At 67.0% G+C, this 24,697-nt stretch carries 24 protein-coding genes and 1 pseudogene; 15 read left to right on the top strand and 10 right to left on the bottom strand.

Annotated elements, in window-relative coordinates; genetic code table 11:
- Nucleotides 1–74 precede the first annotated feature (74 nt).
- A complete protein-coding gene (locus KU887_RS09365) occupies nucleotides 75–527 on the bottom strand; it encodes a lipocalin-like domain-containing protein (RefSeq protein ID WP_034201722.1) in 453 nt (150 codons plus the stop codon).
- A 168-nt stretch (nucleotides 528–695) separates the two neighbouring features.
- On the opposite strand from KU887_RS09365, the gene KU887_RS09360 reads away from it, so the two are divergent.
- The 6 genes from KU887_RS09360 (at nucleotide 696) to KU887_RS09335 (ending at nucleotide 7,438) form a co-directional block, all read left to right on the top strand.
- The gene (locus KU887_RS09360; protein ID WP_062910594.1) at nucleotides 696–2,288 is read left to right on the top strand and encodes an ABC-F family ATPase; all 1,593 of its coding nucleotides are present in this window, start codon (nucleotides 696–698) and stop codon (nucleotides 2,286–2,288) included.
- Between the two features lie 232 nt (nucleotides 2,289–2,520).
- Nucleotides 2,521–3,270: an FkbM family methyltransferase gene (locus tag KU887_RS09355; protein ID WP_077190247.1), complete on the top strand. Its 750-nt coding sequence runs from the start codon at nucleotides 2,521–2,523 to the stop codon at nucleotides 3,268–3,270.
- Complete coding sequence (locus tag KU887_RS09350) at nucleotides 3,271–4,269, top strand: phosphotransferase enzyme family protein (RefSeq protein ID WP_077190246.1); 999 nt, start codon at nucleotides 3,271–3,273, stop codon at nucleotides 4,267–4,269.
- A gap of 1 nt (nucleotide 4,270) precedes the next feature.
- Nucleotides 4,271–5,149, top strand: a complete 879-nt coding sequence (locus tag KU887_RS09345) for a 4Fe-4S cluster-binding domain-containing protein (protein ID WP_077190245.1) — start codon at nucleotides 4,271–4,273, stop codon at nucleotides 5,147–5,149.
- Nucleotides 5,146–6,222 carry an asparagine synthase-related protein gene (locus KU887_RS09340; RefSeq protein ID WP_077190244.1) on the top strand — a complete coding sequence of 359 codons (1,077 nt, stop codon included), beginning with the start codon at nucleotides 5,146–5,148 and terminating at the stop codon, nucleotides 6,220–6,222. Before KU887_RS09345 ends, KU887_RS09340 begins: the two co-directional genes overlap by 4 nt.
- Before the next feature lie 7 nt (nucleotides 6,223–6,229).
- Nucleotides 6,230–7,438 carry a glycosyltransferase gene (locus tag KU887_RS09335; protein ID WP_258250027.1) on the top strand — a complete coding sequence of 403 codons (1,209 nt, stop codon included), beginning with the start codon at nucleotides 6,230–6,232 and terminating at the stop codon, nucleotides 7,436–7,438.
- Here KU887_RS09335 and KU887_RS09330 read toward each other — a convergent pair.
- The gene (locus tag KU887_RS09330; RefSeq protein ID WP_043205648.1) at nucleotides 7,395–8,084 is read right to left on the bottom strand and encodes a cephalosporin hydroxylase family protein; all 690 of its coding nucleotides are present in this window, start codon (nucleotides 8,082–8,084) and stop codon (nucleotides 7,395–7,397) included. The genes KU887_RS09335 and KU887_RS09330 overlap by 44 nt on opposite strands.
- Here KU887_RS09330 and KU887_RS09325 point away from each other — a divergent pair.
- Nucleotides 8,083–9,087: a phosphotransferase gene (locus KU887_RS09325; RefSeq protein ID WP_233633897.1), complete on the top strand. Its 1,005-nt coding sequence runs from the start codon at nucleotides 8,083–8,085 to the stop codon at nucleotides 9,085–9,087. The two genes, KU887_RS09330 and KU887_RS09325, sit on opposite strands and share 2 nt — an antisense overlap.
- On the opposite strand, the gene KU887_RS09320 is transcribed toward KU887_RS09325, so the two are convergent.
- Together KU887_RS09320 and KU887_RS09315 are read right to left on the bottom strand one after the other, a co-directional pair.
- Nucleotides 9,084–9,680 (bottom strand): polysaccharide deacetylase family protein, encoded by a 597-nt coding sequence (locus KU887_RS09320; RefSeq protein ID WP_006485231.1) that lies wholly within the window; start codon nucleotides 9,678–9,680, stop codon nucleotides 9,084–9,086. The two genes, KU887_RS09325 and KU887_RS09320, sit on opposite strands and share 4 nt — an antisense overlap.
- Before the next feature lie 16 nt (nucleotides 9,681–9,696).
- On the bottom strand, nucleotides 9,697–10,260 hold the full coding sequence (locus KU887_RS09315; RefSeq protein ID WP_179148665.1) for a hypothetical protein: 564 nt from the start codon (nucleotides 10,258–10,260) through the stop codon (nucleotides 9,697–9,699).
- A gap of 239 nt (nucleotides 10,261–10,499) precedes the next feature.
- Here KU887_RS09315 and KU887_RS09310 point away from each other — a divergent pair, with 239 nt between their 5' ends.
- Complete coding sequence (locus tag KU887_RS09310) at nucleotides 10,500–10,988, top strand: DUF2501 domain-containing protein (RefSeq protein WP_006493163.1); 489 nt, start codon at nucleotides 10,500–10,502, stop codon at nucleotides 10,986–10,988.
- Between the two features lie 151 nt (nucleotides 10,989–11,139).
- On the opposite strand, the gene KU887_RS09305 is transcribed toward KU887_RS09310, so the two are convergent.
- The gene (locus KU887_RS09305; RefSeq protein WP_006488152.1) at nucleotides 11,140–11,505 is read right to left on the bottom strand and encodes a hypothetical protein; all 366 of its coding nucleotides are present in this window, start codon (nucleotides 11,503–11,505) and stop codon (nucleotides 11,140–11,142) included.
- Between the two features lie 308 nt (nucleotides 11,506–11,813).
- Here KU887_RS09305 and KU887_RS09300 point away from each other — a divergent pair, with 308 nt between their 5' ends.
- From KU887_RS09300 to KU887_RS09290, 3 genes are all read left to right on the top strand, one after another.
- Complete coding sequence (locus tag KU887_RS09300) at nucleotides 11,814–13,241, top strand: aldehyde dehydrogenase family protein (RefSeq protein WP_258250026.1); 1,428 nt, start codon at nucleotides 11,814–11,816, stop codon at nucleotides 13,239–13,241.
- A 123-nt stretch (nucleotides 13,242–13,364) separates the two neighbouring features.
- A complete protein-coding gene (locus KU887_RS09295; protein WP_006488150.1) occupies nucleotides 13,365–14,555 on the top strand; it encodes a nitronate monooxygenase family protein in 1,191 nt (396 codons plus the stop codon).
- Between the two features lie 65 nt (nucleotides 14,556–14,620).
- Entirely contained in the window at nucleotides 14,621–15,259 is a 639-nt protein-coding gene (locus KU887_RS09290; RefSeq protein ID WP_006488120.1) for an OmpW family protein, read from the top strand.
- Between the two features lie 60 nt (nucleotides 15,260–15,319).
- Here KU887_RS09290 and KU887_RS09285 read toward each other — a convergent pair whose 3' ends face one another.
- From KU887_RS09285 to KU887_RS09265, 5 genes and pseudogenes are all read right to left on the bottom strand, one after another.
- Nucleotides 15,320–16,921 carry a fimbria/pilus outer membrane usher protein gene (locus KU887_RS09285; RefSeq protein ID WP_258250025.1) on the bottom strand — a complete coding sequence of 534 codons (1,602 nt, stop codon included), beginning with the start codon at nucleotides 16,919–16,921 and terminating at the stop codon, nucleotides 15,320–15,322.
- 391 nt (nucleotides 16,922–17,312) lie between these two features.
- Nucleotides 17,313–17,765 (bottom strand): annotated as a pseudogene (locus KU887_RS09280) (FimD/PapC N-terminal domain-containing protein); the annotation flags it as partial.
- A 28-nt stretch (nucleotides 17,766–17,793) separates the two neighbouring features.
- Complete coding sequence (locus KU887_RS09275) at nucleotides 17,794–18,531, bottom strand: fimbria/pilus chaperone family protein (protein ID WP_006488154.1); 738 nt, start codon at nucleotides 18,529–18,531, stop codon at nucleotides 17,794–17,796.
- A gap of 114 nt (nucleotides 18,532–18,645) precedes the next feature.
- Nucleotides 18,646–19,326: a DUF1120 domain-containing protein gene (locus KU887_RS09270; RefSeq protein WP_006488135.1), complete on the bottom strand. Its 681-nt coding sequence runs from the start codon at nucleotides 19,324–19,326 to the stop codon at nucleotides 18,646–18,648.
- A 590-nt stretch (nucleotides 19,327–19,916) separates the two neighbouring features.
- The gene (locus KU887_RS09265) at nucleotides 19,917–20,120 is read right to left on the bottom strand and encodes a DUF1289 domain-containing protein (RefSeq protein ID WP_006493160.1); all 204 of its coding nucleotides are present in this window, start codon (nucleotides 20,118–20,120) and stop codon (nucleotides 19,917–19,919) included.
- A 419-nt stretch (nucleotides 20,121–20,539) separates the two neighbouring features.
- On the opposite strand from KU887_RS09265, the gene KU887_RS09260 reads away from it, so the two are divergent.
- From KU887_RS09260 to KU887_RS09245, 4 genes are all read left to right on the top strand, one after another.
- Nucleotides 20,540–21,634 carry a polyamine ABC transporter substrate-binding protein gene (locus KU887_RS09260; protein WP_006497200.1) on the top strand — a complete coding sequence of 365 codons (1,095 nt, stop codon included), beginning with the start codon at nucleotides 20,540–20,542 and terminating at the stop codon, nucleotides 21,632–21,634.
- 86 nt (nucleotides 21,635–21,720) lie between these two features.
- Entirely contained in the window at nucleotides 21,721–22,881 is a 1,161-nt protein-coding gene (locus tag KU887_RS09255) for an ABC transporter ATP-binding protein (protein WP_258250024.1), read from the top strand.
- The gene (locus KU887_RS09250) at nucleotides 22,878–23,804 is read left to right on the top strand and encodes an ABC transporter permease subunit (RefSeq protein ID WP_006488137.1); all 927 of its coding nucleotides are present in this window, start codon (nucleotides 22,878–22,880) and stop codon (nucleotides 23,802–23,804) included. Before KU887_RS09255 ends, KU887_RS09250 begins: the two co-directional genes overlap by 4 nt.
- Nucleotides 23,801–24,622, top strand: a complete 822-nt coding sequence (locus KU887_RS09245) for an ABC transporter permease subunit (RefSeq protein WP_006497202.1) — start codon at nucleotides 23,801–23,803, stop codon at nucleotides 24,620–24,622. Before KU887_RS09250 ends, KU887_RS09245 begins: the two co-directional genes overlap by 4 nt.
- The last annotated feature ends 75 nt before the right edge of the window (nucleotides 24,623–24,697 follow it).

The raw sequence follows: 24,697 nt of genomic DNA, 5'->3' as shown, positions 1-24,697 counted from the left end.
CATGCGCGATGGTGCGGCATCGGTATCATGGCCGCGGCCGGCCGCGCGACGGCCGTGCTGCGCCCCAGGCACGCTCAGCGGCCGGCGCGTGCCCAGACGATCACCGGCTCGACCTCCCGGCCGTCGATCCGAACCGGTCCGGCCGTGCTGAGCTGCAGCCGGTTGCCGTCCAGGCTGACGACACGCTGCTGGACGTTACCGATCCAGTTCGGATACAGGCTGACGTCCATTTCATGGGTCAACATGCCGTCGTCGTCGACATTAAAGGGGCCTGAATACGCGATGTAGCCGCGCGCCGCGGCCGCGCGCTCCTCGACGCTGCCGCCCTGCAGGTCGCCGTCCGCGTAGGGCGGGCGGCCGGCCGCCATCAGCTGCGCGGACATGTAGCCGTCGGGCGTGTACAGGATCCAGCCGCGCGCGTCGCGGCCGAGCGGATAGGTGACAGTGCTGCCGTCGCGTGGGCGGATTTCGTAGGACACGAGGCGCCATGCGCCGACGAGTTGTTCGCGAAGCTGGCTGGCGAGCATGCGGGATTCCGGTGAGACGGCGGTGCAGCGCGTGCCGTCGTATTGACGGGCCGCCGGCGCCGGGCCTGAGGCCGGGAATACGCCGCCGGGACGGTGCGGTCGGCAGTTTCTCCGACACCTGCTAAAATACACGGTTTTCCGTCGATTTCTCTCTTAACGGGACCTGCCGTGCTTTCTACTGCCAACATCACGATGCAATTCGGGCCGAAGCCCTTGTTCGAGAATATCTCGGTCAAATTCGGCGAGGGCAACCGCTACGGTCTGATCGGCGCGAACGGCTGTGGCAAGTCGACCTTCATGAAGATCCTCGGCGGCGACCTCGAGCCGAGCGCCGGCAACGTCGCGCTGGAGCCGAACGTCCGCCTGGGCAAGCTGCGCCAGGACCAGTTTGCGTACGAAGACGTGCGCGTGCTCGATGTCGTGATGATGGGCCACACCGAGATGTGGGCCGCGATGACCGAGCGTGACGCGATCTACGCGAACCCGGAAGCCACCGACGACGACTACATGCACGCGGCCGAGCTCGAGGGCAAGTTCGCCGAATACGGCGGCTACGACGCCGAAGCGCGCGCGGGCGCGCTGCTGCTCGGCATCGGCATCGAGGAGAAGTTCCACAACGGCACGATGGCCGACGTCGCGCCGGGCTGGAAGCTGCGCGTGCTGCTCGCGCAGGCGCTGTTCTCGAAGCCGGACGTGCTGCTGCTCGACGAACCGACCAACAACCTCGACATCAACTCGATCCGTTGGCTCGAGCACACGCTCAACGAGTACAACTCGACGATGATCATCATCTCCCACGATCGTCACTTCCTGAACTCGGTGTGCACGCACATGGCCGACATGGATTTCGGCACGCTGAAGGTCTGGCCGGGCAACTACGACGACTACATGCTCGCGTCGGCCCAGGCGCGCGAGCGCCAGGCTGCGGCGAACGCGCGTGCGAAGGAGCGCGTGGCCGAACTGCAGGACTTCGTGCGCCGCTTCTCGGCGAACAAGTCGAAGGCGCGCCAGGCCACCAGCCGCGCGAAGCAGATCGACAAGATCAAGATCGAGGAATTCAAGCCGTCGTCGCGCCAGAACCCGTTCATCCGCTTCGAGTTCGAGAAGAAGCTGCACAACGTCGCGGTGGTCGCAGAAGAGATCACGAAGAAGTACGAGCGCACGATCTTCCAGAACTTCAACCTGTCGGTGCAGCCGGGCGAGCGCATCGCGATCATCGGCGAGAACGGCGCGGGCAAGACGACGCTGCTGCGCTCGCTGCTCGGCGCGCTGCCGCTCGATCACGGTACGGTGAAGTGGTCGGAGAACGCGAACGTCGGCTACATGCCGCAGGACACGTACGAGGAGTTCCCGAACGACATCACGCTGATGGACTGGATCGACCAGTACCGCAAGGACGGCGACGACGAAACGATGGTGCGCGGCACGCTGGGCCGCCTGCTGTTCTCGTCGGACGACATCAAGAAGTCGGTGAAGGTGCTCTCGGGCGGCGAGAAGGGCCGCATGATCTGGGGCAAGCTGATGCTCGGCCGCCACAACGTGCTGCTGATGGACGAGCCGACCAACCACATGGACATGGAATCGATCGAGTCGCTGCAGATCGCGCTCGAGCAGTTCGAAGGCACGCTGATTTTCGTGTCGCACGACCGTGAGTTCGTGAGCGGGCTGGCGAACCGGATCATCGAAGTGAAGACGGATGGCACGCTGTTCGACTTCGGCGGGAATTACGAGGAGTTCTTGGCGAGCCAGGGGCAGGAGTAAGTGTCCTGAGGTTTTCTCCGGTCGTGGGAGCACGTTAGGCCTACCGCACGGAGCGAATCGCCGGAACCGCTACGAGCCCGCATCGACAGTAATGTCGATGCGGGCTTTTTCATATCCACTGCGGTAAAACGCGACCGCATCGCGCATCCGAGTTTCCTCCGCGTAATCGACTTCAGGTAAATTACGCACCCAACGCCCCATCATTCCCCATTTCACCCCGGAGCTGCCCTCGATGCAGGACCATCCTCTCCCGCTCGATCTGTCCGGCCTTGCGCCCAGCCTGTACGCGCAGGGCACCGAGGAGGGCATCCTGGCGCGCCTGATGGAGCGGATCGCGCCGACCAACCGTTTCTGTGTCGATATCGGCGCGAGCGACGGCCTGCGCAACAGCAACACGGCGCGGTTGCTGCGTGAACACGATTGGGCCGGCGTACTCGTGGAAGGCAGCACATACCGGTTCGGCAAGCTCACCGCCCACTACGCGGGCGTGGAGCGCGTCCGCTTGCATCACGATCGCGTGCAGCCCGACACGGTCGACCGACTGCTCACCGACGCGAACGTACCGGCCGACTTCGACCTGCTGTCGATCGACATCGACGGCAACGATTACTGGGTGTGGCGTGGGCTGCAAGCGTTTGAGCCGCGCATCGTCGTGATCGAATACAACCCGTACTACACGCCGCCCGAGCGCTGGGTCATGTGCTTCAATCCGGACCACGAATGGGACGGCTCGACCTATTACGGCGCGAGCCTCGAATCGCTCGTGCATCTCGGCCGCGATAAAGGCTATGAACTCGTCTGCTGCGACGACATGGGCAATAACGCGTTTTTCGTGCGACACGACCTGTACCCGCTGCTCGGCATCGCGAACAACGATCCGTCGGTGTTGTTCCGGCCGGCGATGTACAAGCTGCGCTACGTCGGACACAACACGTTTCTGACGGGCCATCCTTATCGGCATGGGCCGGCCGAGCACATCTGAATGGATTCGCTCGCCGTCACCTTCGACGAGATTCGCGGCGCGTACGACCTCGGTCGCGTCGGGCCGCCGACGCAAGTGAGCGAACGGGTGTGGCATCTGCCGACCAGCGGCGGCGCGGGCGTGGCAGTGAAACTCTATGCGCTCGAACACCATGCGCGCGCAGTCAAGGAAACCGCCGTGCTCGCGCATCTGGAAACGCATGACGACCCCCGTTTTCATGTGCAGACGCTTGAGCGCACGACGTCCGGCGCATCGCTGTGGTCAGGGCAACATGCGCACGCGATGCTGACGCGCTGGGAAGCCGGGCAATTCAAGACCTACGATACGTTCTCGCCAGCCGAATGGGATGCGCTCGGCGCGAGTCTGGCCGCGTTGCACGTGAGCCTCGAACGACTGCATCTGCCGTCGCTCGATACGCTCCGTGCGCGGCTGACGTCGATCGACGCGGATGCGGTACGCCGGAACCTGCTGGATGCACTCGATCGAGCCGATGCGAACGCCGCCGACGCCACGAACCTGCGCCGCTACGTCGATCTCGCGCTGCGCATGCTCGACCGCTACTATCCGGGCAGCATCGAAGCGTTTCCGGCCGACGATCCGCAGCACCCGATCCACAACGATTACAACCAGTTCAACTATCTGTTCATGGGCACGCTGCCGCCGCTGATCGTCGACTGGGAAGCGTCGATCGGCGCGCCTCGAGAATACGAGCTGGTGCGCTGCCTGAATCATTTGCCGCTGGAAGCGCCGCACCTCGCGCAAGCGTTCGTGCGTGCTTACCAGCGGGTGCGGCCGGTGAACCCCGCGCACATCGCGTGGGCGGTCGATGCCGCGTGCGTGCAGCACGCGCTCAAGCTGTGGATCGTGCAAGGCTGGCTTCACGATCCGTCGTGCTTCGCGTCGCACCTGAATGGCGCGGTGACGATGGCGTCCGCGATGGTGGACGCGCGTGGCCATCTGATCGATTTCTTTTCCCGTTGCGTGGAAGCAGGAAGCTGATGTGAGTGCGAATCCGAACCAGATCCCGAATCCGCCGCGCTCCGGCGAGCGGCAACACGTGTTTCCGCCGCCGCTGGATCGCGATTACCGCGTCGAGGACGGGCGCGTGCAGACGCGCTCGCTGGAAGCGCATATCGTCGATCACTGCAACCTGACCTGCGCGGAATGCTGCTCGCTGTCGCCGCTGTTGCCCGAGTGGTACGCGAGCCCCGCATCGATCGAAGCCGATCTGCGCAAGGCCGCGAAGGTGTTGCGCCCGCGCATGTTCAAGCTGGTCGGCGGCGAGCCGTTGCTGCATCCGGCGCTCGTCGAAATGATCGAGCGCGTACGCGCGACCGGCATCGCGCCCGTGATCTCGGTCACGACCAACGGCCTGAAACTCGGCGAGATGCCCGACGCGTTCTGGCAAGCGGTGGATGCGCTGACGATCTCGCGCTATCCGAAGCCCGCGCTTTCCGCCGACCTGGTCGCGCATGTCGAGCGCCAGGCCGCGCGCTTCGACGTGCGCCTGAACTGGAAGATGCAGGACGTGTTCACGACGATGAACCGCGCCCAGCCGGGCACGGATCTCGACGAAGCCCAGCGCCTGTATCACGATTGCTGGATTCGCGAGCGCTGCCATATGATTCGCGACGGCATGTTCTACACGTGCACGCGCCCCGCGCATTTCCATACGCTGTACCAGGGCGAGAAGGATTTTCAGGCCGATGGCCTGCCGCTGCGCGACGATGCGGGCATGCTCGACGCGATGCTCGCCTATCTGCAACGCGAGACGCCGCTCGAAGCGTGCCTGCATTGTCAGGGTGGCAGCGCGCCGGTGGCGCCGCATCGCATCCTCAAACGCATTGAAGTGGACACCTTGAAGGCTCGTTATCCATGATCGTCGGCACGCGCGACCCGTTCGGTTTCGATCGTCTGCACTACCATCCGCGCAGCGGCGTGTCGGCGTCGGGTATCCGCGCCGTATTGCGGGCGTCGGGGCAACCGGCCGGCGCGCCGGACGCGGCCGCCATCGCGGGCTACCTGAGCGGCGAGCGCCTCGTCGGCCGCACCGTGCTGCGCGACGTGCTCGCGGTGCCACCCGGCCATGCACTGATCCGGTCGCCGCAGGGGCTGACGGTGCAGCCGGCGCCCGAGCGGCCGCAGCCCGCCGATCTGGGCACCGCGCTGCGCGCGTCGCTGCAGCGCGCGCTCGACAGCGGCAAGCGGGTCGCGCTGGCGCTGAGCGGCGGGCTCGATTCGGCGCTGCTGCTCGCGTTGCTGCGCGAGCTCGGCGCATTGCGGCACGTGACGGCCTACATCCTCGTGACCGACATGCCCGATTACTGCGAACGCGACGCGGCGCTCGAACTCGCCACGCAGATGCAGGCGAACGTGAAGATCGTGCGCGCGACCGAGGCCGATTTCATCGCGGCGCTGCCGAGAACGACCCATGCGGTCGAGGAGCCGATGTTCAACCTGCATCCGGTCGCGAAGCTGCTGCTGGCCGAGGCGATGGCAGCGGACGGCGTCGAGGTCGCGATAACCGGCGACGGTGCGGATCAGGTATTGCGCCGCGACCGGTCGGCCAACTATCTGCCGCTGTGTCACGCATTGTTCGACGCCGCGTCGGTGGATCTGCATCCGCCGTTCGTCGATGCCGCCGTCGTCGCGCATCTGACGAGCATCGCGCCCGATCCGAACAAGCAGTGCCTGCGCGATCTCGGGGCGCGCCTGAACCTGCCGGACCGTCTCGTGCACGGTCCCAAGCGCGGGCGGCTCGCGCCGGCGATGGATCTCGCGACGCTGCTCGATCGCGACCGCACGCATGCGCTGGCCGACACGCTCGGCGTGGCCGCGCCCGCTTTGCAGACGGATACCGAACGCGTGCTGTGGACGACGCTGACTCTGATCCTCGATCATCTCGATCATCTCGATCGCCTTCATCCCGATTCCGTGCATCGCCCCACCTGAGCCGTTCATGAAACGCATCCTGTTCTGCGTGGTGCCCGAGAAGGGCCACGTCAATCCGTGCATCGGCCCGGCCCAGCATCTGCGCGCCGCCGGTTGCGACGTCGCGTTCTATGCGCCGGCCGACATCAGCGACCAGCTCGACGGCGCCGGCGGTTTCGCGTTCGTCGGGCCGCGCGAGACGCCCGAGCGCCACGACCTGTCGCGCGGCGCAAGCTTCGCCGCGAACATTCGCGACGCCGACTGGCTGCGGCACTGGATCCGCACGCTGCTGATCGACCTCGCGCCCGCGCAGGTGGACGGCATCCGCGCGGTGCTGCGCGAATGGCAGCCTGACGTGGTCGTGATCGATCCGCTGCTCTATGCGGCGGCGATTGCCGCGGAGCTGGAAGGGCTGCCGTGGGTGTCGATGTCGAATTCGCTGAATCCGGTGCTGCCGGACGATCTCGATTCGGAGCTGCTGCGCACGGTGCGATGGCTCGCACCGGAACGCACGCGCCTGTTCGCGCGCTACGGCCTCGACGCACGCTTTCGCGGCTGCGACGTGCTGTCGCCGCACCTGACGCTCGCGTTCGCGACCGACGCGCTGGTCGGTGCGCCGCCCGCGGGTGTCGAACTGGTCGGCCCTGCGATGCCGTCGGGCCCGCGCGGCGACGAGACGGCGTTCCCGTGGGCGCGCCTCGATGACGATCGCCCGCTCGTCTACATGTCGCTCGGCAGCCAGCTTTACTACCATCCGGACCTGTTCGCGAAGGTGATCGACGCGACGCGCGCGACGTCCGCGCAACTGCTGCTGTCGGTGGGTGAACTGGTCGATTCGGATCTGCTGCCGGCCGGTGACGCACGCGTGATCGCGGTACGTTACGCGCCGCAACTGGCGCTGCTGCGGCGCACGCACGCGTTCGTCAGCCACGGCGGCGCGAATTCGGTGATGGAGTCGCTCGCGTGCGGCGTGCCGATGCTGCTGTCGCCGTTCTGCAACGACCAGTTTCATTCGGCGCACTTCGTCGAGCGGGCCGGTGCGGGCTGCGTGCTCGATCTGCAGCAGGCGGGTGTCGCGGACATTACCGATGCGCTCGAACGCCTGTTACGCGCCGGACCGTTGCGCGAACACGCGGCGCGGATCCGCGACAGCTATGCGGCGCGCGACGGCTCCGCGCAAGCCGCGCGCCTGATCAGCGCACTCGCTTCAGGAACCCGCCTGGCGACAGCGTCATGAGCACGCGGTCCTCGATGTCGTGGTCGACTTCGAAGCGATCGTCGCGGGCGAGGAATTCGCGTGTGGCCGTGGCCGGGTTGTTGCCGCGGCCGTACGGCTTGCCGTCGAACATCGACTCGGGCAGATACTCCATGATGGTGTCCATCACGATCGCGTAGCTGCCGCGCGTCACGAATGGCGCATAGCATTCGAGTTCGCGCAGCACGTGCGCGTGCGTATGCGTGAGATCGAGGATCGCCATCACGCGCGCGCCGTCGTCGATTTGCGTACGTACCGATGCAAGCGTGTCGGGCGCGCACGATTCGCCTTCGATCAGCACCATGCGATCGGCGAGGCGGTGCGATTGCAGGCGCTGGCGGACCTCGTCGCGCAGGCGCGGCTCGATTGCGACGACGCGGCCGTGATTGCCCGCGAGTTCCAGCATCGACGCGGTGAACACCACGCCGCCGCCCGCCGCGATGCCGGTCTGGACGATGCAGTCGGGGCGCTCGCGCCAGATCAGTTCCTGCAGCGCGAGCATGTCGCCGGGCAGATGGAAGAAGCGCTCGCCGAGCCAGCGGGTCTGGAACAGGTGGCCGAATTCGGCGGCGCGCGTCAGCCATTCGATGTTGATGTCCCGCATGCGGGCCGAAGGACGCTCTGACATGGTCAATGCAACGAGTAGGAGTGACGTGAAAACGCTGGAACCGTGGCTTCACCGGTACTGGAACATCGGGCCGGCGCGCCTGCAGGCGCTGGCGTCGGGCCATACTAACAAAACGTATCTCGTCGAGGGCGATGCGGGGCGCGCGGTGCTGCGCGTGTCGTGGGCCGGCAAGCCGCTCGGGCAGATGCAGCGCGAGGCGTCGATCCTCGGCCGTCTCGGCGCGGCACGCACGACGGCGCCGCGGCTGCCCGCGCTGCCGCGGCTGCGGCCGACCGTCGACGCGCGAACCGGCGTGCGGCTGCCCGACGGACGCTGGCTGCATCTGTTCGAGCATATCGACGGCCGTCCCGGCCTGCCGGACGACCCGCACGCGGGGGCGACCGATGCGATGCGCACGCTCGCGCATCTGCATACGGCACTGGCCGCGATACCCGCGATACCCGCGAGCGAAGCGGCGCCGCTGGCGTGGCTGTCCGCGCGGCATGCGCGCGTCGCGGCGCGCGCGATGCCGTCGCTGCCGGGCGATTTGAACGATGCCTACGACACGGTGATCCGCCGGATCGGCGCGCATCTCGACGCGGCGGCGGCGTGGCTGTCGGGGCCGGCGCATTGGCTGCACGGCGATTATCACGCGGGCAACCTGCTGTACGTCGGCAACGCGGTGAACGGCGTGCTGGATTTCGACGACGTGGGCCAGGGCGCGCCATGGCTCGAGGCGGCCTTTGCGTCGTTCGCGCTGTCGCGCGATGCGGACCGGGACGATGGCTTCGTGTTCGACCGCGGGCGATGGGTGGCCAGTCTCGACGCTTATGCGGCGACGCGCCCGGATGCGGCGCCGGCTTGGCTGCGCGACCACCACGACGCGCTGACGACGCTGTTCTGCGCGGACCAGACGCTGATCCATCTCGAAGCCGCGCAGCGCGGGTTGTGGATGCCCGGGCCCGGCATCGGATTTCTCGGCGGCTGGCGGCAGTTGCTGGATGGGGCGGTGCCCGCGGGCTAACGGGGCGTGGCGGCAGCGCGCTGCCGGTTCAGGAACAGCCGCACCGCTTCGACCGTGTGGGGCCGCGCGTCGCCGTGCCGCGATCCATCGTGCAGGCAGAACAGCACGTCGCGATGCTGCGCCGCGCAGGCATCGGCATGCGCGCACATCGCGTCGAACAGCGCGTGCGGCGACGGCGCCGGCCGTTGCCAGTCGTCCAGTATCGCGGTCCAGCCCGTGTGTTCGCGTTGCGCGCGCGCGAGCACGGCCGCGCGACCGTCCTGCGGCATCAACCCGTATGGAAGGCGCAGCGGGATCGTGTCCGGCGCGGCAAGGCCGGCGCGACGGTAGACGTCGCGAATCAGCGCGTCGGTCGTGTCGATCTCGTCGATCAGCGCGGCGTCGGCGAGCGCGCCCGGTTTCGCGTGCGAATACGTGTGGTTGCCGAGCCGGTGGCCGTCGCGCGCGATTCTCGTTGCGACGTCGAGCGCGCCCGCGAGATGCTTGCCGAGCACGAAGAAGGTCGCCGTGCACGATGCGTCGTGCAGCACGTCGAGCAGCGCAGGCGTCGAGGGGCCGGGGCCGTCGTCGAAACTGAGGTGAATGGTCGTCATGGCTGGCCCGGGCCGCTTATTGAGCCGGCTCGATGGCCAGCGGACACCGGCCGACTGGACGCAGCCGCGAACCGGTCCATTCGTAGAAGAACCGGGCCGCTTTCGCGTAGCCGTCGTCGCACGCATCGTTGAAGCAGCCGGCGACGATCAGCAGCGTGCTGCCGGCACGGAAGTCGACACGTTCGTCGTCATTGCCCATCACGCCCGAGATGGATTTCACGCCGGGCATCGTGTACGTCGCGCCCGTGTCCTTGTCGACGATCGCGAAATTTCGGCAATCCGTTCCGCAACCCCAGATCGCGACGCGGTAGTGACCGGCAAAATTGGCCGGTTGCGCGAATTCGTCGCGAATGACGGTGCGGTACAGGCGCGCTTCCTTGCTGGTGAGCCGAGGCGTGGCAGCCGGCTTGCGCGGCGCACGGGCGGCGGCCGGTGCCGGATAACGGTCGAACGAAGGCGACGTGCAGGCCGAAGCCGTCGTGGCTACGGGCGCCGCAGCGGCGACATCGGTGGCACCGGCGCCGGCCATGAGTGCGGCCGATGCGCCGGCGATCAGCAAAAATCGATGGGCAAGCGCCACGCGAGGGTCATTCATGTTCGAGGTGGATGTCGGATCGCAGCGGTCAGGCGGCCGACGACGATTCTATGACGCTTCGCGCGGGCCTGCGACACGGAAACGCCCGTCAAGCATTGTCAAATCGCCGCGATATCACGATGCCTGACGTTTCACGCGGCGTCGAAGGCTGTCATGCCACGGTCGATTGAGTATCCTTGGATGCGATTCGCGGTACTCACGCAATCACAACCGGGAGGCTTTACATGAATGCACGTCTTTACCGCGCGACCGTTGCCGGCGCGCTGATCGGATTGCTCGCGCCGTTTTCGGTCGCCCACGCGCAACTGGGCGACGTCCTGAAACAGGTCGGCGGGGGCGGTGATTCCGGCGGCAGCGCGGGCGGGGCGCTCGGCAACCTCGGCGGCCTCGGCGGCGCGCTGACGGGCGGCGGCGGTGCGTCGCTGATGCCGGGCAGCACGGGCAACGTCGCGGGCCTGCTGCAGTTCTGCATCCAGAACAACTATCTCGGCGGCGCGACCGGCGGCGGCGCGGCGTCGGTGAAGGACGCGCTGATCGGCAAGCTCGGCGGCAACGCGTCCGCGTCGTCCGACAGTGGCTATACGAGCGGTGCGAGCGGGATTCTCGACGCAGGCAACGGCAGCAAGCTCGACCTGAGCGGCGGCGGCCTGAAGCAGCAGGTGACCAAGCAGATCTGCGACAAGGTGCTCACGCAGGCCAAGTCGCTGCTGTAAACGCATCGGCACGCGTTGCGCGTGCCGGCGCCGGGGCGGCGCACATGCGCCGTGCCCCGGCAGTCATTCAGGCCGTGACGTTCGTCACGGCGAACAGCGCGTATCCCGTCAGGCGATGCCGCGGCCCGCGCGCGGGCACGGTCCGCGCGGCTCAATCCGCCAGCCGCTTGTCCGCGAGCGCCTTGCAGCAGTCTTCGTACACCCATTGCACGAGTTTGGCCCGATAGTCGAGATCGTCGGTATCGACGATTTCCTCGACCGCGTCGCGCGCCCACGACGCGTCGACGAACCCCGCATGCCGCTTCGCGATGTCCTGCGCGAGCGCCGCGAGCCTGGCGACCGACAGCCAGTCGGCCTGGCGGTGATGGCGGTCGAGCCAGCGGTGCGCGGCCTGCACCTGGAACGCGGCGTCCGGCCATGATTCGTTGAGGTAAAACGCGCCGAGGTTGCCGCAGGTGAGCCAGCAAAGCAGCTCCAGGCGGTCTTGCGAGCCGAGGGTATGGGATGCGTCGGACATGGCAGCGCTCACGAAGTGCGTCGATTCCGGGCGGCGCCGGCCGCAATGGGCCGATGCCGATATTAAAAACATAGCACGATGCGGGCCCGGCCGCGCACCCGGGCGGATGCTGAAGTGGCGGCGACCCGACGGATGCCGCGCCGGCCGTGTGCGGCGGGCGGCGGAGCACCGGCGCGACGGGGCGACGGGGCGACGGGGCGACGGGGCGACGGGGCGCCGGGGCGCCGGTCCTTTCGAATCGCTGTCATTCGTCACACCCGTCACCGAAACGCTCGCTAGAATGGCGGCTTCCCTGGAGGCGGAACACGATGAAAATCTACGACCAGTTCTACATCGACGGCGCATGGCGCAAACCGGCCGGCACCGGCACGATCGACGTGATCGACTCGGGCACCGAAGCCGTGATCGGCCGGATTCCCGAGGGCGTCGCGTCCGACGCACAGGACGCGATCCGCGCGGCGCGCGCGGCCTTCGACGCGTGGGCGGCCACGCCGGCCGCGACGCGCGCGGGCTATCTGCGCAAGATCGTCGAGCATCTGCAGGCGCGCAGCGAGGAACTCGCGCAGTCGATCACCGGCGAAGTCGGCATGCCGATCAAGCTGTCGCGCGCGATCCAGGTCGGCGGCCCGATCTACAACTGGAAGGCGTACGCGAAGCTCGCCGAATCGTTCGAATTCGAGGCCCGGGTCGGCAATTCGCTGGTGGTGCGCGAGCCGGTCGGCGTCGTCGCGGCGATCACGCCGTGGAACTACCCGCTCAACCAGATCACGCTGAAGGTCGCGCCGGCGCTCGCGGCCGGCTGCACGGTGGTGCTGAAGCCGTCCGAAGTCGCGCCGCTCAACGCGTTCATGCTCGCCGAAGCGATCCACGAGGCCGGGCTGCCGGCCGGCGTGTTCAACCTCGTGTGCGGGTATGGCCCGGTCGTCGGCGAGGTGTTGGCGACCGACCCGGACGTCGACATGGTGTCGTTCACCGGCTCGACGCGCGCGGGCAAGCGCGTGGCCGAACTGGCGGCCGCGGGCGTCAAGCGCGTCGCGCTGGAGCTCGGCGGCAAGTCGGCATCGGTGATCCTCGACGACGCCGATTTCGCGACGGCGGTGAAGGGCACCGTCAACGCGTGCTACCTGAACGCCGGCCAGACCTGCTCCGCGCATACGCGGATGCTGGTGCCGGAAGCCCGCTACGACGAAGCGCGCGAGATCGCGAAGGCCGCGGCCGAAACGTACGTCGCGGGCGACCCGCGGCAGGAGGCGACGCGCCTCGGCGCGCTGGCGTCGGCCGTGCAGCAGCAGCGCGTGCAGGCGTACATCCAGCGCGGGATCGACGAAGGCGCGGAACTCGTGACGGGCGGCACCGGGTTGCCGGAAGGGCTCGCGAAGGGCTTCTTCGTGAAGCCGACCGTGTTCGGCCGCGTCGATCCGAAATCGATGATCGCGCAGGAAGAGATCTTCGGGCCGGTGCTGTCGATCATCACGTATCGCGATGAAGACGAAGCCGTGCGGATCGCGAACGATTCGCCGTACGGGCTCGGCGGCGCGGTGTGGGCCGGCAGCGACGAACGCGCGATGCGCGTTGCGCGCCGCATCCGCACCGGGCAGGTCGACATCAACGGCGGCACGTGGAACGGCGCCGCGCCGTTCGGCGGCTTCAAGCAGTCGGGGCACGGCCGCGAGAACGGCGTGTACGGGCTCGAAGAGTATCTCGAATACAAGTCGATGCAGTTGAAGCCGGCCTGAGCGCCGCGCGCGGCCCGAACCGGAGACGGCACGTTCGCGTGCCGTTTTTTTATTGACGGCCGTCAAGGTGCGCGGCGGTGGATCGTCGATCATCGCGGTTCCGATGTTCCGACGAGGTTTCAGATGACCGTACGCACTTCCTTTCCGCCGCTGACGATTCGCGGCCGCACCTTGCTGCCCGTCGTGCAGGGCGGCATGGGCGTCGGCATCTCCGCGCACCGGCTGGCGGGCAGCGTCGCGCGCGAAGGCGCGGTCGGCACGATCGCGAGCATCGACCTGCGCCACCATCACGCGGATTTGCTCGAGCGTTGCCGCGCGCAACCCGATCGCGCGACGCTCGAAGCGGCGAACCTCGACGCGCTCGCGCGCGAGATTCGTCTCGCGAAAACGTACAGCGAAGGGCGCGGGATGATCGCGGTCAACGTGATGAAGGCGGTGAGCGCGCATGCGGACTACGTGCGGGTCGCGTGCGACGAGGGCGCCGACGCGATCGTGATGGGCGCGGGTCTGCCGCTCGACTTGCCCGACCTCACGCACGGGCACGACATCGCGCTGATCCCGATCCTGTCGGACAGCCGCGGGATCGCGCTGGTGCTGAAGAAGTGGATGAAGAAGGGGCGCCTGCCCGACGCGATCGTGATCGAGCATCCGGCGCACGCGGGCGGCCACCTCGGCGTCACGCAGATCGACGACATGCACGACGCCCGTTTCGATTTCGCGCGCGTGCTCGACGAGACCGCGCAGGTGATGGCGTCGCTCGGCATCGCCCGCGACACGATCCCGCTGATCGTGGCCGGCGGGATCAACAGTCACGATACGGTGCGCGCGGCGTTCGCGGCTGGCGCGGACGGCGTGCAGGTCGGGACGCCGTTCGCGGTGACCGAGGAAGGCGATGCGCATCCGCATTTCAAGCGCGTGCTCGCCGATGCGACGCCCGACGACATCGTCGAATTCGTCAGCGTGACGGGGCTGCCGGCACGCGCGGTGAAGACGCCGTGGCTCGATCGTTACCTGCGCAACGAGACACGCATTCGGACCAAGCTCGGCGCGCTGAAGCAGCGCTGCCCGACCGCGCTCGAATGCCTGAGCGTATGCGGCTTGCGCGACGGCATCGAGAAATTCGGCCACTTCTGCATCGATACGCGGCTCGCGGCCGCGTTGCGCGGCGATGTCGCGAACGGTCTGTTCTTCCGCGGCCGGGAGGCGTTGCCGTTCGGCCGCGCGATCCGCAGCGTGCGCGATCTGCTCGACCTGCTGCTGACGGGCAGTGCGACCGAGCCTGCGGCAAACCGTCCCACGTTTACGCTGGCTTGACCAATATCAAGATGACGAAAAGACCCTACAGGGAGAATGGAAACCATTCTTTGGGGGTCCGTACCATGCATAAAACGATTCGAACTTGTGTCACCGCTGCCGCCGTCGCGGCCACCATCGCGATGCCGTCGCTGTCGCACGCGGCGTCGCCGGGCGACGGCATCCATCAGGGTGACGTACTGGTTCGGCTTCGGGCGATCAGCATCCAGCCGAACGAGCGCGCGAGCGACACGCTCGGCGCGATCAACACGGGCGTGAACAACGCGATCGTGCCCGAGCTCGACTTCACGTACATGATCCGCGACTACCTCGGCGTCGAGCTGATCCTCGGCACGTCGCGGCATCAGTTGACGTCGAGTCTCGGCAATCTCGGCGGCGTGGGCGTGCTGCCGCCGACACTGCTGCTGCAGTATCACTTCAACCATGCGGGCAAGGTGCGCCCGTACGTCGGCGCCGGGTTGAACTACACGTATTTCTACAACAACGGGCTCAACGTCGGCGGTGAGGGCGTGTCGATCAACAAGAGCAGCTTCGGCCCCGCGCTGCAGTTCGGCGTGGACGTGCAGTTGACGAAGAAGGTGTTCATGAACGTCGACGTGAAGAAGATCTGGATGAGCACCGATGCGACGCTGGGCGACAAGGGCATCGGCACGCTGCACATCGATCCGCTGATCGTCGGCGTGGGCGTCGGGATGAAGTTCTAGACGCGACGGAACAAGAACAGAGTTGGGGTTGGCGGCATGGCGGTCGGCATGCCGCTTTTTTTATGTGCGGGCGTCGCGGGCGGTATCGGGGTCCGGCTCGCAGCGCGCGTCGGCCCGCTCGTAGTAGCGCGTCGTGACGGGCGGCTGGTCCGGCAGTGCGATCGTCAGCCGACAGTGCTGGCCGTCCGGCAGCACGACGCGCAGCGGCATGCTCAACTGCGCGCCCGCGAGCAGCAGCTTGCCCGCGCTCGCGGATACGGTCACGAACCGGTCGTCGTCGTCGATGACGGTCGACAGCACCGGCAACGCCGCGCCGTTCGCTTGCGTCACGGTCAGCAACACGCGCCGCGTCGTCTCGACGGCGAATTCGACACGGCTCACCGAGCCGCGACCTGCTTCGACGGTCTGCATGCCGTTCTTCAGATCGATATTGCGCGGCAGGTCTTTCGTCCTGATCCGGATGAAGGTTTGCGCGTATGCGGGCAGCGACGCGATGACGGCCCGGCCGCGCCGATCGGTCCAGACCGGGCCGGACGGCGTCGCGAGTTCGATGCCCGGCTGTTCGCCGACGCGCGCGAGCGCGAACGTGTCGCGAATCGCATACGGCGACAGCATGCCGGCGCCATCGATCCACGCGAGCGCGCCGCGCAGGTTGACGCTGAGCATCGAGCGGCCGGCGCCGAACACGCCCGCGTTGACGGTGGCGCGTGCATGGTTCGGCGTCGCGCTGACGCTCGCGCGGATCGACGGCGACCGGCTCGCGGTGTCGTAGTCGGCCGCGACGCTGTAGTGGCCGGTACGGCCGAACGTGTCGGCGTAGCGTGCGCCGGAACGCACCGCATGGCCGTCGAGGTTCGCATAGGTGCCGACGTTGCGACGGCCGATCGGCACGCTCATGTTCACGTAGACCTGGGTGCCGCCCGCGCCGCGGCTGCCGAGCGTGCGGTTCACGTTCAGCGCGACCGATGCGCGTCCGAACGGACGCGTCCACGTGCCGGACACGCGCTGCAGCGCGGGGCCGTCGAACAGCCCGACGCGCGTGTAGTCGAACGACAGCGCGCCGAGTGCGCGATCGTGCCAGCCGAGTGTGGTCGCGAACTGGGTATGCGAGGGTGGCGTGAAGGCGTCCAGCGACCGGACGGCGTCGGTCAGCTCCCGGTATCCGGGCGTGCGTCGTACGAACGACAGACTGGCGCGCAGCGCCGTGTCGAGCGTGTTCGCCAATGCGATGCGGGCCTGGGTGCCGCGTCGAGCGGCGGTGCGGCTGACGTCGATGCCGACGGCCGCACCGAGCCCGGCAAGCGGCGCGAATTCGACGCGCGCGGCGCCCGACTGCAACGGCGACGACGCGAGGATGCCGGCGCTCAGCCGCGCACGCTGCCGGATCTGCCAGCCGCGCGTGGCGGTCGCGAGCCACGGCGCTTGCGCGTATCCGTCGTTCTGCAGGCGGCCGACGGCGATCGCCAGCCCTTGCGCCGCCGCGAGCCCGGCGCCGGGCAGCGACGCGCCCGGCACGACGAAGTGCTGAACGCCGCCGGTTGCCTCGACCACCGTCACGTCGAGATCCGCGGCGCCGCTGACGAGCGGCAGGTCGCCCAGCGAAAACGGTCCGGGCGGCACCTGCGACGCGTGGATCAGCACGCCCAGCTGGCGCACCTCCACGCGTGCCTGCGTCCGGGCGATCCCGGTCACCCGGGCAGCGGCGCCGGGGCGCGGCGGCCAGCGCTTCGTCGGGAAACGTCTGCACGCCGAACATCCGGCCCACCGTGAATAGCGTCGATTGTGGAACGATCTGCCCGGCCTGCAGCGTCGTGCCGCGCGCGGCGAAGGTGCGCTGCGCGTATGCTGCCTGATGCTCGACGCCCACGCGGCCGTCCACCGACGTGACGATCTGGCTGCTGCGCACGATCCAGTCCGATGCGTTGAATCCGGCCTCGGTCGCGGCCTGCCAGTACTGCGACGTGCCGGCCGGATTGCGTGTCGTCATCGCAAGCACGTCGTAGTTGACCAGGCCGGCGAGACCGCCGCGTGCGAACGTATCCGGCGTGCGCGGGCGCGTATCGAGGGCGTCGGCCGGTACGACGAAATCGATCGCGCCGTCGGCCGGGCGCAACGTGACGATCGCCTGCGGATACGCGCGCCGGTAATCGTGGCAGGCGGTCGCGTCGCGGAACGTGTCGGGCGCGACGAGGCCGGCCGCACGCAACAACTGGGGCGTGACGCACAGGTTGCCGTCGGTGTCGAAACGCGCATCGGCACGGCCGGCGCGCCGGCCGTTGACCGTCAGCCGGACGGCCGAGAGACCCGGCATGAAGCGCGGTGCGTGCGCGAAATAGCGGCTGGTCGTGGCGTCGATACCGTGCTCGCGCAACGCGCCTGCGTCGAATTCGAGCGCGTCGGTCGACGGGTGTCCGGGGCCGGCCGGCGCGGCGCACGGCGCGCTGCCCGCGCCGACGTACAGCCCGAACGCGAGCAGTGCGTTTCGGCGATGAGCGGTGCGCGACATGGACGGTCCGAAAACGATGCCGTGCGGTCTACCGGTGCGAGGCCGCATCGGCCGCACGGGGCGCGAGCGCCGCGTCGTAGTGATCGACCGAGTAGCCGTAGACGGTGGCCGGGAAGATTCGTACCTGTTCGAGCGTTGCGGGACGCTCGGCGAGCGCGATCCGGCGGGTTTGCCCGGCCAGCACGTACGGCGCCGGCAGCGACACGATCTGCCGGGTCGGAAGCAGCTGCACTTTCTGTTCGAGGCGTACCACGTAGCGACTGTCGTTGCGCACGACCAGTTCGCCGCCTTCGACCGACCACTTCAACAACGTCCACGGTGCGTCGTTGCGCGCGAGATCGCGCGGCTGGATCAGCACGGGCAGGTTCTGGCGGATGATCGTCCGGATCTCGTTGCGGCCCGGACGCTGCGGCGGAATGCCCGAGAACGACGCGCGGGCGAGGCGCTGTGTGGCGAGCGGTGCGTCGCTGGCGAGGACGAACCGGACGAGCTGCACCGCACCGCCTTCGACTCGCGCGATCGGCGGGGTCACGACCACGAGCACGGCGTCGTCTTCGGGAATCGGTTCGATCGTCGTATGCAGCAGCGTCGGGTGATCGTCGGTGTTCTTGACCGAGATCGTGCCTTCGCCGTCGGCTTCGTCGACGATCACGACCGACGTTTCGGGCACGACGCCCATCGCGTGAACGGCGGCCGGGCCGAGCAGGCAACCGGCGAGCAGGGCGAGCGGGAAAAACCGCGGGAAATGGAGGGCTGGGAGAGTCATGGAACCGGCTGGCTGTTGGTGCAAGCGTGTGTCGCGCCGCCGCTTCGTGAAGCGGCGGCGCGGTCGACGCCTGTCAGGCGATCGAGTCAATCAATGGCACGACGCGTACCGGCATTACAGGTACACGAGGGACACGGTGGCGAGGCCGTCGAGATTGATTTCCTGGCTGAGGTCGAGATTCGACGTCTTGTCGATCGCGGCCTGCACGTCGAGCGTGCCGGAGAACACCTTCGCCGCGACCGGCACGGTCTGGCCTTTCTTGGCCCACGACTCGTAGCCGCCGGTGTTGTCGACCACGCCGTCGGAAGCCGTCCAGGTGGTGCCCTTGGTGCTCGAATAAATCGAATCGACGGCCGCGCCGTCGGCCTGGAACGAATTCTTCCGGAAACGGAATGCAAAGCCGCCGATATTCTTGCCGCTGGCCGTGCCGAGGCCGAATTGAACATTATCCGATTTCGACATGCCGAAGAAATTGATATTGCCGGAAAGGGCGCCGGTGCCGGCGCGATTATCCTGCGCCGTCAATGCGACGCGCGCGGCGGCGTCGCAGGTGATCGTGATCGAATCCGACAGGATCGCGAGCAGCGTGGGCGCGGTCGGGCTGAGTTGGGCCGAGCCGATCAGCCCGTAATCGAACGTGCCGCCGCCGGCCAGCGTCGGCGTGCACGCGCCGGGCTTCACCGTGCCGGTGACCTTGACGTCGAACGTGTCGGCGAAAGCCGCGGTGGTGCCCCATGCGAGCAGGCCTGCAATCACGAGGCGCGAGGCCTGGTTCGTCATCTTAACGAATTTCATCTGGACGTGTTTCTGGTGGCAATCCGGAATGCCGAAAATGGATTCGGCGATCCGGGTTTGTCTGGATTAATGAAATGAAACTTGCTCGCGGTTATTTCCGATGAGCGGAGGAAATTTATCAACTCGATTTCCGAAAAGAAATCGGACTTGTATAAATTTTCGAGGATATTTTTTATGAGATTTCCAGTTTTGGTCGGGAGGGGAATTCGATTTTCATGCGGAAAGCCGGTGTTTTAATTGTTAAGAATGTCAGATCAGATATTTTTAAACTTCGGCGACGATGAAGCGATATGGAATCGGCGTGCGCCGACGATGTTGACGAACGAAGTGCCCAACGGTTCGCACCGAGCGGTCGGCATTGGCGGCTCGGGACGGCGGACGCGTGACGTCATTGCGGCCGTCGCGTACGTCGGCAGCGGGAAGAGCGGGGAGAGAGGGAAGGTGTCGCGTCGGTGCGCGGCGGTGTAACAGCGAAGGCGGGCAGGGAGGCTGGCCGGATGAAGTCGGCCGGGGGGCGAGCGAGCGGCGTGTGAGCGGACGGCGCTGCCCGATCGTTCGCATCGCGTCGGCCTGCGCCGACGCGGGACGCTTTAGAGCTTGTCGTACTGGAAGCGCATCGCGGTGCCTTCGCGCGTGATGCGTTCCCACACCGCGCGCTTTTCGTCGTCGCTCAGGAACACCCAGTTCGACACTTCGGCGGCCGTGCGGCCGCAGCCCTTGCAGACTTCGTCGAAGAGCGTCGAGCACACGCCGATGCAGGGGCTGTCGGGGAGGTCGTGAAGATTGGAGGCCATCGGGAGGGTTCGCGCAGTTGAATCGTCAGCCGCCATTTTAATGCATCGCGGCGGCCCGGCCGGTCGCTCGCGCCGGCATGCTGTCCCGGCGCGGCAGCGGGACAGTACGGCCGGGCGTTGCCTGCGGGCGCCGGGCGGGCACGCCGGGCATGCGAACGCGGGTTCGCCGCTGTCCGTTTTTCCGGGTGGACAGCCGTCGATTACCCGATAGAATTCCCCCGGAACGCCCCGCCGCGCGGGCGGCCCGACGGGCCGGCGGCGGTAATCTGTTCCGTTTGCGCGACACCGGCATGATTTTTTTGTGACGGGGCGCGAATGATGGTAGTTTTCGGGGTTTTCGAGGGGCGGCGCGCCCGAATGCGCCGCCATGACGAGGCAGACGGCAGCCGGGCAGTGTGTCCGGCCGGAGGGAGAACGGGATGAAAGCAAAGGTAGTGGGCCGGTTCGCAGCGCTCGCGCTGTGCGTGGGTGCATCGGCGGCAGCGGCGAAGGATACGCAGCTCAATGTCTATAACTGGTCGGACTACATTGCGAAGGACACGATCCCGAACTTCGAGAAGCAGACGGGCGTCAAGGTCCGCTACGACAACTACGACAGCGACGACACGCTGCAGGCGAAGCTGCTGACGGGCAGCTCGGGCTACGACATCGTCGTGCCGACCAGCAACTACGCGGGCAAGCAGATCGCCGCCGGCATCTTCGCGCCGCTCGACAAGTCGAAGCTGCCGAACCTCAAGTACCTCGATCCGCAACTGATGGCGCTCGTCGCCGGCGCGGACCCGGGCAACAAGTACTCGGTGCCCTGGGCGTACGGTACGACCGGCCTCGCATACAACCTGACGAAGGCGCAGCAGGCGCTCGGCAAGGTGCCGCTCGACAACTGGGACATCCTGTTCAAGCCGGAAAACCTCGCGAAGCTGAAGACCTGCGGCGTGTCGGTGCTCGACGCGCCCGACCAGATGTTCGCGGCGACGCTGCACTACATCGGCAAGGATCCGATGAGCACGAACCCGGCCGACTACAAGGCCGCGATGGACGTGCTGAAGAAGATCCGTCCGTACATCACGCAATTCAACTCGTCGGGCTACATCAACGACCTGGTCGGCGGCGACATCTGCTTCGCGTTCGGCTGGTCGGGCGACGTCGTGATCGCGAAGCATCGCGCGATCGAGGCGAAGAAGCCGTACAAGGTCGAGTACTACATTCCGAAGGGCGGCGCGCCGGTGTGGTTCGACGTGATGGCGATCCCGAAGGATGCGAAGAACAAGGAAGCCGCGCTGCAGTGGATCAACTACATCGAGGATCCGAAGGTGCACGCGGCGATCACCAACGCGGTGTACTACCCGAGCGCCAATGCCGAGGCACGCAAGTACGTGCGGCCCGACGTCGCGAACGACCCGGCCGTCTACCCGCCGGCCGACGTCGTGAAGACGCTGTTCCTGCTCAAGCCGCTGCCGCCTGAAATCCAGCGTCTGCAGACGCGTCTGTGGACCGAGCTGAAGTCGGGCCGCTGACGCGAGCCGAAGTGAATCAGCAGTCATGAAGCCCCTGGTGCCCCCGGGGGCTTTGTTCGTCTAACGCAGGAGAGAAGCAGCACATCATGAATAGCCAGTCGGGCGCGCCGGTCGCGGGCGCGCCGTTCTCCGTTTCCTCCTCCGGCGCCGATGCGCGCGCCGAGAACTTTGTCCAGATCGTCGACGTCGTCAAGAAATTCGGCGACACCGAAGCCGTGCGCAGCGTCAACCTGACCGTGCGCCAGGGCGAACTGTTCGCGCTGCTCGGCAGCTCGGGCTGCGGCAAGTCGACGTTGCTGCGGATGCTCGCGGGCCTCGAGACGGTCACGTCGGGCAAGATCCTGATCGACGGCGAGGACCTCGCGCAGATGCCGCCGTACAAGCGGCCCGTGAACATGATGTTCCAGTCGTATGCGCTGTTCCCGCACATGTCGGTCGAGTCGAACGTCGCGTTCGGGCTGAAGCAGGAAGGCACGCCGAAGGCCGAGCTGAAGGCGCGCGTCGCGTCCGCGCTCGAACTCGTGCAGATGGGCAAGTATGCGAAGCGCAAGCCGCATCAACTCTCCGGCGGCCAGCAGCAGCGCGTCGCGCTCGCGCGTTCGCTGGTCAAGCGCCCGAAGCTGCTGCTGCTCGACGAGCCGATGTCCGCGCTCGACAAGCAGATCCGCCAGCGCACGCAGATCGAGCTCGTCAACATCCTGAACAAGGTCGGCGTCACCTGCATCATGGTCACGCACGATCAGGAAGAGGCGATGACGATGGCGAACCGCCTCGCGGTGATGAGCGAAGGCCAGATCGTGCAGATCGGCTCGCCGAACGAAGTGTACGAATACCCGAACAGCCGCTTCTCGGCCAAATTCATCGGCTCGACGAACCTGTTCGACGGCGTGACGGTCGAGGACGAACCCGATCACGTGTACATCGAATCGCCGGAACTGCCGAGCCGGCTGTACGTGAGCCATGGCATCTCCGGCCCGCTCGGGATGCCGGTCACGGTGTCGGTGCGCCCCGAGCGGATCGCGCTCACGCGCAAGCCGCCCGAAGGCGCGTTCAACTGGGCGCGCGGCCGGATCAGCAACGTCGCGTACATGGGCGGCTATTCGCTGTATCACGTGAAGCTCGATGGCGGCAAGACGGTGATCGCGAACGTGTCGAGCCTCGCGATTTCGGAACTCGACACGCCGGCGCTCGGCGACGAGATCTACGTGCGCTGGAGCGCGACCGCCGGCGTGGTGCTGACGTCATGAACGCGTTCAAGTCCCTGCTCGAGTGGCCGGTGCGGCGCTTCAACCTGACGGGCGCGACGGCGGTCGTCGCCGGGCCGTTCACGTGGCTCGTGCTGTTCTTCCTCGTGCCGTTCGTGCTGGTCGTGAAGATCAGCTTCGCGGAGCTGCAGCTCGGCATCCCGCCGTATACGGAGCTTGCATCGTACGCGGACGGCGTCGTGCACATCGCGCTGAACCTGTCGCACTACGCGTTCCTGTTCACGGACAGCCTGTATTTCGCGACCTACGTGAACTCGGTGTGGGTCGCCGCGATCACGACGCTGCTGTGCCTGCTGCTCGGCTATCCGATGGCGTACTACATCGCGCGCTCGAACCCGGCCACCCGCAACCTGCTGATGATGGGCGTGATGCTGCCGTTCTGGACGTCGTTCCTGATCCGCGTGTATGCGTGGATCGGCATCCTGAAGAACAACGGCCTGCTGAACAACTTCCTGATGTGGATCGGGCTCACGCATACGCCGATCGAGCTGTACCGCACCAACTACGCCGTATACATCGGGATGGTGTATTCGTACCTGCCGTTCCTCGTGATGCCGCTCTACGCGCACCTCGTGAAGATGGACCTGCGCCTGCTCGAAGCCGCGTACGACCTCGGCGCGAAACCGTGGAAGGCGTTCGTGCAGATCACGCTGCCGCTGTCGAAGAACGGGATCATCGCGGGCTGCCTGCTGGTGTTCATCCCGGCGGTCGGCGAGTACGTGATTCCGGAGCTGCTCGGCGGCGCGAATACGCTGATGATCGGCCGCGTGATGTGGAACGAGTTCTTCAACAACGCGGACTGGCCGATGGCGTCGGCCGTGACCTGTGCGATGGTGTTGCTGCTGCTCGTGCCGATGGCGATGTTCCAGCACTTCCAGGCGAAGGAACAGGGGGGGCGTCGATGAAGCCGAATCGCTACCTGCAATTCGCGGCGCTGTTCGTCGGCTTTGCGTTCCTGTACGTCCCGATCATCAGCCTGATCGTCTATTCGTTCAACGAGTCGAAGCTCGTCACCGTGTGGTCGGGCTTCTCGTTCCGCTGGTACGCGGCGCTCGCCGAGGACGACGAGCTGCTGACGGCCGCGTGGCTGTCGCTGAAGATCGGCGTGCTGACCGCGTTCGCATCGGTGTTCATCGGCACATGGGCCGGCTTCGTGCTCGCGCGGATGGGGCGCTTTCGCGGCTTCGCGCTGTTCAGCGGGATGATCAACGCGCCGCTCGTGATCCCCGAGGTGATCCAGGGGATCTCGCTGCTGCTGCTGTTCATCGAGCTCGCGAAGTGGATCGGCTGGCCGGCCGAGCGCGGCGTGTTCACGATCTGGCTCGGCCACGTGATGCTGTGCATCTCGTACGTCGCGATCATCGTGCAGTCGCGCGTGCGCGAGCTGAACCCGTCGCTGGAAGAGGCCGCGCTCGATCTCGGCGCGACGCCGCTGAAGGTGTTCTTCACGATCACGCTGCCGCTGATCTCGCAGGCGCTGATCGCCGGCTGGCTGCTGTCGTTCACGCTGTCGATCGACGACCTCGTGCTGTCGGCGTTCCTGTCGGGCCCCGGCTCGACGACGTTGCCGCTCGTCGTGTTCTCGCGCGTGCGCCTCGGGCTGAACCCGGAGATGAACGCGCTCGCGACGCTGTTCATCATCGCGGTGACGGCCGGCGTCGTGATCGCGAACTTCGTGATGCTGCGTCAGGAGCGCAAGCGGATGGCGGGGTTCGCGGCCTGACGCGCCGATTGCGGCCGTCATGAAAAACGCCCGGTGCCGACGACGAGTCGGCCCGGGCGTTTCGTTTTGGCGGCG

The sequence above is a fragment of the Burkholderia sp. EMB26 genome, from assembly GCF_024730645.1.
Lineage (GTDB): Bacteria > Pseudomonadota > Gammaproteobacteria > Burkholderiales > Burkholderiaceae > Burkholderia > Burkholderia cenocepacia.
Note: the sequence above shows the minus strand (reverse complement) of the source record. Positions and strands in the feature narration are given on the sequence as shown.